The 6103-nt window shown below is 47.9% G+C and carries 6 protein-coding genes; 2 read left to right on the plus strand and 4 right to left on the minus strand.

The features are described from left to right. Nucleotides 1–98: 98 nt before the first annotated feature. Nucleotides 99–452 carry a winged helix-turn-helix transcriptional regulator gene (locus tag M3G15_RS09980; RefSeq protein WP_009226006.1) on the plus strand — a complete coding sequence of 118 codons (354 nt, stop codon included), beginning with the start codon at nt 99–101 and terminating at the stop codon, nt 450–452. A 61-nt stretch (nt 453–513) separates the two neighbouring features. Here M3G15_RS09980 and M3G15_RS09985 read toward each other — a convergent pair whose 3' ends face one another. Beyond that, nucleotides 514–2673, minus strand: coding sequence for an alpha-amylase family glycosyl hydrolase (locus M3G15_RS09985; RefSeq protein ID WP_260070789.1), 2160 nt, complete (start codon nt 2671–2673; stop codon nt 514–516). A gap of 472 nt (nt 2674–3145) precedes the next feature. On the opposite strand from M3G15_RS09985, the gene M3G15_RS09990 reads away from it, so the two are divergent. Beyond that, complete coding sequence (locus M3G15_RS09990; RefSeq protein WP_260070790.1) at nt 3146–4717, plus strand: carbohydrate-binding protein; 1572 nt, start codon at nt 3146–3148, stop codon at nt 4715–4717. Nucleotides 4718–4744: 27 nt separating this feature from the next. On the opposite strand, the gene M3G15_RS09995 is transcribed toward M3G15_RS09990, so the two are convergent. The 3 genes from M3G15_RS09995 to M3G15_RS10005 form a co-directional block, all read right to left on the minus strand. Further along, nucleotides 4745–4927 (minus strand): GNAT family N-acetyltransferase, encoded by a 183-nt coding sequence (locus M3G15_RS09995; protein WP_260070791.1) that lies wholly within the window; start codon nt 4925–4927, stop codon nt 4745–4747. Next, on the minus strand, nt 4920–5246 hold the full coding sequence (locus tag M3G15_RS10000; protein ID WP_260070792.1) for a cupredoxin domain-containing protein: 327 nt from the start codon (nt 5244–5246) through the stop codon (nt 4920–4922). The genes M3G15_RS09995 and M3G15_RS10000 overlap by 8 nt, the downstream gene beginning before the upstream one ends. A 421-nt stretch (nt 5247–5667) precedes the next feature. Continuing rightward, complete coding sequence (locus M3G15_RS10005) at nt 5668–5901, minus strand: hypothetical protein (RefSeq protein ID WP_260070793.1); 234 nt, start codon at nt 5899–5901, stop codon at nt 5668–5670. Between the last annotated feature and the right edge of the window lie 202 nt (nt 5902–6103).

The following is a 6103-nucleotide window of genomic DNA, read 5'->3' on the forward strand; positions in this document are numbered from 1 at the left end:
TGTTGTCTATGCACTAATTATAATTTGCTTACGAAAATATAGTAAGTACGCACTTTTTAGTGGTATAGTTACTTATAAGAAACCAAGGAGGTTGTGCTATGGAGAAGATACCTGAGCTTTGTCGCGTCGGTGACGCTTTGGAAATTTTGGTGGGAAAGTGGAAGCCGGTGATTTTGTTGGTGTTACTGCAAGAAGGTACGAAAAGATTCAGCGACTTAAAGCGCAAGCTGCCAGACATTTCACAAAAAATGCTGACTCAGAAGCTGCGTGAATTGGAGGAAGAGGGAATCATCGAACGGATCGTCTATCCCGAGGTTCCGCCCCGTGTAGAGTATTCGATTACGGAGTGTGGAAGAAGTCTGGAGCCGCTTCTAGACGCAATGCACAGTTGGGGGGTAAGCCATGTGCAGCGGAAGGAGGAGAACCATCGGCAGGTAATTGAAGAGAAATAAATGAGCAGATAAAGAACGAGCAGCCAAGGAATGATCCAAGGCTGCTCGTTTTCAATGCTTCTTATGGCTGCCAGTTGACCTCAACCGTGCCGACACCACTCGTTGGCGTTGTGAAGCTGTGGTTCGCGCCGCCTTCCCAGGTCACGGCTGTCCCGTTCTTTTTAATAAACTTGAACTCCAAGGTTGTTCCGGCTGGCACGCTAACATCGTAGTACCAGGTCGGATACGTCCTGATGATCTGATTAAAGAACGGACCCATCGCTTTGTTCGGATCCCAGTTGCCAAGTTCGGCGATGTTGCCTGTAAGGTAGACATTTTCGCCTAATTGTGTGTTGGCATTGTTGATGATGAAACGGACCGAGACTTGATCCCCTGTCAGCAGGTTAAAGCTGCTGTAGCTGTTGCTGTCTACGGAGGAAGCGCTGCGGACTTTGATGTTATATTGCCCTGGGGTGATTGCCGGAACCGTCACTTGGATCTGGGAATCTTCCCACTGCAAAATCTGGCTGCCGGTGACTGCCGTCGTGCCAAAGAAGACCGTCCCTTTCGTACTGCCAAAGCCTCGGCCATCAATCGTCAGCGTCGTGCCTGCTTTGCCCAGGTCCGTTCCGATATTGCCAATCACCGGTGCGGACTCGTTCGCTGCAAATTGCCATACGGCGACGGCCCCTGCAGGCAGGTTAAAGGCGGAGACGGCTCCCGTGGAACTTACCGTAATACTGCCGCCGTTAAGCAGTCCGCTCAACTCGTCTGCGTAAGTACCGGCCGGAAGGGAGGTCTGCAAGCCGGTGATCGAGGTGGCGTTGGTTGTGCTGCGGTTAATTGCGACTAGCGCTACGCTGCTGCCGAACTTACGCTCGAAGATAAATACATCATTATTGATCCAGCGTTCCTGCGTACTTCCATATGCCAGTGCCGGATTCGATTTGCGAAGCGGTGCCAGCTTGCCGATGACCTGATAGGCGGTGGTTGAAGTTGAAAATCCACTCATAAAACCACGGTTGGCCGGATCCCCGTTACCCGTCATATATTGCTCCGTCCCGTAATAGATGGCCGGAACGCCGCGTGACATCAGCGTGAAGGCCAACGCTTGCTCCAAGCGACGGTCATTATTACCCAGCTTAAAACGATCCATATCATGGTTGTCGATAAACGTGACTTGGTCATGAATATGTTTGTAGTTAGCTGCTGTTGTGGTTAGCATGTTATTTAAACCGTACATATTATCTGAATTGTCGCGGAAGACCTGCCGGACCTTTTGCCCAAATTGGAAGTCGAGCAGACTCATCCCGGATTCATTGGCGAATCGGATGTTGTTCGGATCATTTTCGCCAACGCCAAGGAACCATTCCCCAAAGGTAAACACCGGTTTATACCCTGCGATCGAAGCGACCCAGTTTTTCTGCCAGCCCTCCGGCATATGCTTCACCGCATCCACCCGGATGCCATCGATCCCCATATTCAGCCAGAGCTTAATCGCGTCCTTGAAGTAAGTATCCGTTACGTTGTTGTGGTGATTGATGTCGGCCAGATCATAAAGATTCCGATAGATGCCATCCTCGAGCGAGGAGAAATTCGTGCCCTGATTATGATGGAAAATTCCGTTGGTGTCCCCCGTGTACCCAGCGATCAGGTTGCCATTATCGTACAGCCGACCGTTCTCGGCGAAGGAAGGTTGTGTCTCCGAAGCAGGGGAGGTGTGGTTAGGTGCGAAATCAATAATGATCTTGATATTGTGGGCATGTGCCGTGTTGATGAGCTCCTGAAAATCGCTCATGCTGCCAAACGCCGGATTCGTCCGTTTGAAGTCGCGAGCCCAATACCCGTGATAGGATGTGCTGTTGACACCGGAGTAGTCGATGACGCTGTAAATATTTTCGACCGGTTGAGAGATCCATAAAGCGCTTACACCCATTCCGGCAAAATAACCCTCGTTAATCTTGTTAATGATTCCCCGCCAGTCTCCCCCGCAATAAAGCTTCAGATTCGTACAGCCGGGAGAATAGGCCGCGCCGGATGGATTGTTGGAAGGATCTCCATCCGCGAAGCGGTCGGTCACGATTTGATAGATTACATCGGTTGAGAAGCCCTGTTTGTTAAGAACCGACGTATCGGGAGCGGCGCTTACCGTAGGTACGGCGATTGAGGGGATGAGCCATGCTGTAAAGAGACAGGTGGAAGCAAGCAGTGTGATAATAGATTTTTTTAAAAACGGTTTCATAGATCAAACCACCTTTCCAGCTTATTCTACTGTTCGAACATAGACATCATTTGAACTTCAAGCCAACCGCTGTAGGATCGTTCGGTTCCTCCTTTCCCGCCGCTAAAAAACAAAGAACCCCGCAATCTTCATCTGAAGATTACGGGGTTGTTCCTGATAGGGAGGATCAGGAAAGCAGCGCCCTCAAATTGTGGGATCAACTACCATCCTTATGTCATCATAGATGGCAAAATAAGGATGTAATTTCATATTATATCAAGGCGCCAAAACTGTCAAATCCTAGGTTTTCTCTCTTATTTTCCTCGTTTCGCCGCAATCCTCAAAGTCTTAAGTCTATTCATTCTCAAAATCTATAAAAAATATACAAAATCTAGCAGGAAATATGGATGAATATGTTAAATAAGATATCTATTGCAATCTCACATTTTATGGTATTTGGGAGATTGACGATTCAAGCGAAGGAGGAAGATTTATGGTTCAGGCCAGATTTTTATGGAGGACAAAGATTTGGTTGCTTGCCTTAGCTCTCGTAGTTCCGCTGCTTTCAATCTTAGCGTATGTTGACGGCAAGCAGGTTGGAGCAGCAGGAGAGCGAATACTCGTAGGATATTGGCATAATTTCGATAACGGTTCTACGAATATTCGGCTGCGGGATGTTTCACCGGATTTTGATGTCATTCAGGTTGCGTTCGCTGAACCGATTGGAGGACCCACCAGCGGGAATATGGCATTTACGCCGTATAATGCTTCCGTCAACGACTTCAAGGCGGATATCCGTGAGCTGCAAGGGAAGGGCAAAAAGGTCCTCATTTCCGTGGGCGGCGCCAATGGAACCGTGGACCTGTCTACGGAGCAAGCGCGGCAAACTTTTGTTCAGACGATGAAGAGTATTATCGATACTTACGGTTTAAATGGACTGGACATTGATCTTGAAGGAAGCTCTTTATCCTTAAACGGGGGAGATGTGGATTTTCGAAATCCGACGACGCCGAGAATCGTGAATTTGATTTCCGCTGTACGTGAAATTTTGAACAGCTATGGTCCGGACTTCATGTTAACCATGGCGCCGGAGACGGCTTATGTTCAGGGCGGTTATGTAGCCTATGGCGGTCCTTGGGGCGCTTATCTGCCGGTCATTTACGCCGTCCGGGATCAACTGGATTATCTCCATGTGCAGCATTATAACTCCGGTCCGATGACCGCGCTTGACGGCAAGACTTATGTTCAAGGCACGGCAGACTTCCAAGTGGCTATGGCTGAAATGCTGCTGCAAGGATTTAATGTCGGCGGCAATGCGAATTATAAGTTCCCGGCTCTTCGCCCGGACCAACTGCTCATCGGCCTTCCGGCGACGCAAGCGGCGGCGGGGGGAGGTTATACGACGCCAGCTAATGTACACAAGGCATTGGATTACCTGATTAAAGGCCAATCGTTTGGCGGAAGCTATACCTTACGTCAACCGCAAGGTTATCCCGGCTTTAAAGGGTTGATGACCTGGTCGATCAACTGGGACAAGGCGGCGAACTTTGAATTTTCTCGGTCTCATCGTGCGTATTTAGACAATTTGGGGACGAACCCAGGGCCAGGTCCAGATCCGGACCCCAATCCAACTCCCGACACAACGCCGCCAACCGCCCCAACTCAGCTTCGGGTCACCGCGGTTACGCCAAACAGTATTACTCTGGAGTGGGCGGCTTCCACTGATAATGTGGGCGTTGTTGGTTATACCATCTCCTATGGTTCCAGCAGCGTGAATGCGACGAATACCACGGCAACCATTAGCGGATTGTCCCCGAACACGACGTATATTTTTACCGTCACAGCGAAAGATGCTGCCGGCAACGTCTCCTCAGGAGCTATTGTCCAAGGGACAACCGCGCCGTCCAGCTCTCCGGGCGAAGCCCAACCTTGGCAACCTTGGGTATCCTATAACGTCAACGACCAAGTATCCTACAACGGCAGCATTTATATCTGCATCCAAGCCCATACATCTCTTCCGGGCTGGGAGCCTTGGAATGTGCCTGCTTTGTGGAAGTTGAAATAAGGGAGCAAGAGAAACCCACGTCTTGGATTAAGGCGTGGGTTTCGTTTTTGGATCTATATCAAGTTTCATTGTCCAGGAGGTTCCGGAGATCCCAAAGTAGGTAAAGCCTAATTTCTGATAGAGTTCCACGGCAGGAGTATTGGTTGGGTCAACGCTTAGGGACAGCGAACGGTATCCGTCAAGCGCTGCTTGCTTGATGATTTCATTCATTAAAATCCTCCCGATTCCCATCCCTCGAAAATCCGGATGTATAGCGATCCCGAGTTCCGCGTCTCGTTATCGACGTAGCCATACCCTGGATTCGTTTCGTCGAACAGTCTATACCATACCGCCCCGCAAGTTGATCGTCCTTCACGGCGACGAAAGCTCGGTCTCCTTTTCGCCCCCAACCTTCGTGATACTTCTTCAGATGCGGCGCATTCAATAGCTCATCCTTCGGCGGCTTCCCCTGAGGGATATGAATCGACTCGTAGTGCATATCCGTGAAGAAATCGAACTCATGGGGTTGCAGCGGTCTGATTGTAATCATGGGTTCACCTCGGGGTGTGGGTTATTGCGACTATTTTAACATAGGGGATCATCAAATTTCTGAGAATAGTCGTTTTTAATGGATTTTTCCATGTTCGCTGGTGGACTCGAACGGAAAATATGCGAATACTGCAAAAAGATAGTCAGATAACAAACGAACCAGCCCATCATAAGGGCTGGTTCGATTTGTCAAAGTACATCGCCACGCGTAGCTATGTTGATGACTACGATAATTAATTGGTCGTCTTCAATTGTATTAAGTTCCTACCCGAAGTCGATATAAAGAAGTCTCACCCTGCAATTTTTTTATGTCAAGCTCAGGGTTTAGAGGGTTTTCAGCGAGTAATTCAATATGAAGAGATAATCGTCGTTTCGTATTAGGATCGAGCTTCTTTAGGTATTTATATGCTCTTTTAGATAATTCAATTTTGTAACTCATGATTAATATCCTTGAATTTTATGGTTTTACCTTCAAGGAATTCTTGACGAGCCTCATTAACTGCTTGAATATCTTCATCTGTTAGCGGTTCGTCGTCATACGGGATATGATGATCAGCAGGATGAATAAGGCGTTTAACCAAATCAGCTACAAGTGGAATGTCTTGATCAGAAAGTTTATCAATTAATTCATTAAGTTCTTTTTTGCTTATAGACATAAGAATCATCTCCTTAAATAAGGATATGGTCACAAACATTGTGATTAATACATTATATCATACAGAGAAAGTTTGATTGTTAAGCTTCAAAGCGAACAGCTTTTTTCGAAAACAAGAGAAAGTAAGAAAACAGGTCGGTAAGACGTGGTTCAATATCAGTTTCATTGTCCAGGAGGATCAGGAGGCGAGTAAATTCGTACTT

It is taken from the genome of Paenibacillus sp. p3-SID1389, assembly GCF_025151705.1.
In the GTDB taxonomy this organism is placed as follows: domain Bacteria; phylum Bacillota; class Bacilli; order Paenibacillales; family Paenibacillaceae; genus Fontibacillus; species Fontibacillus phoenicis.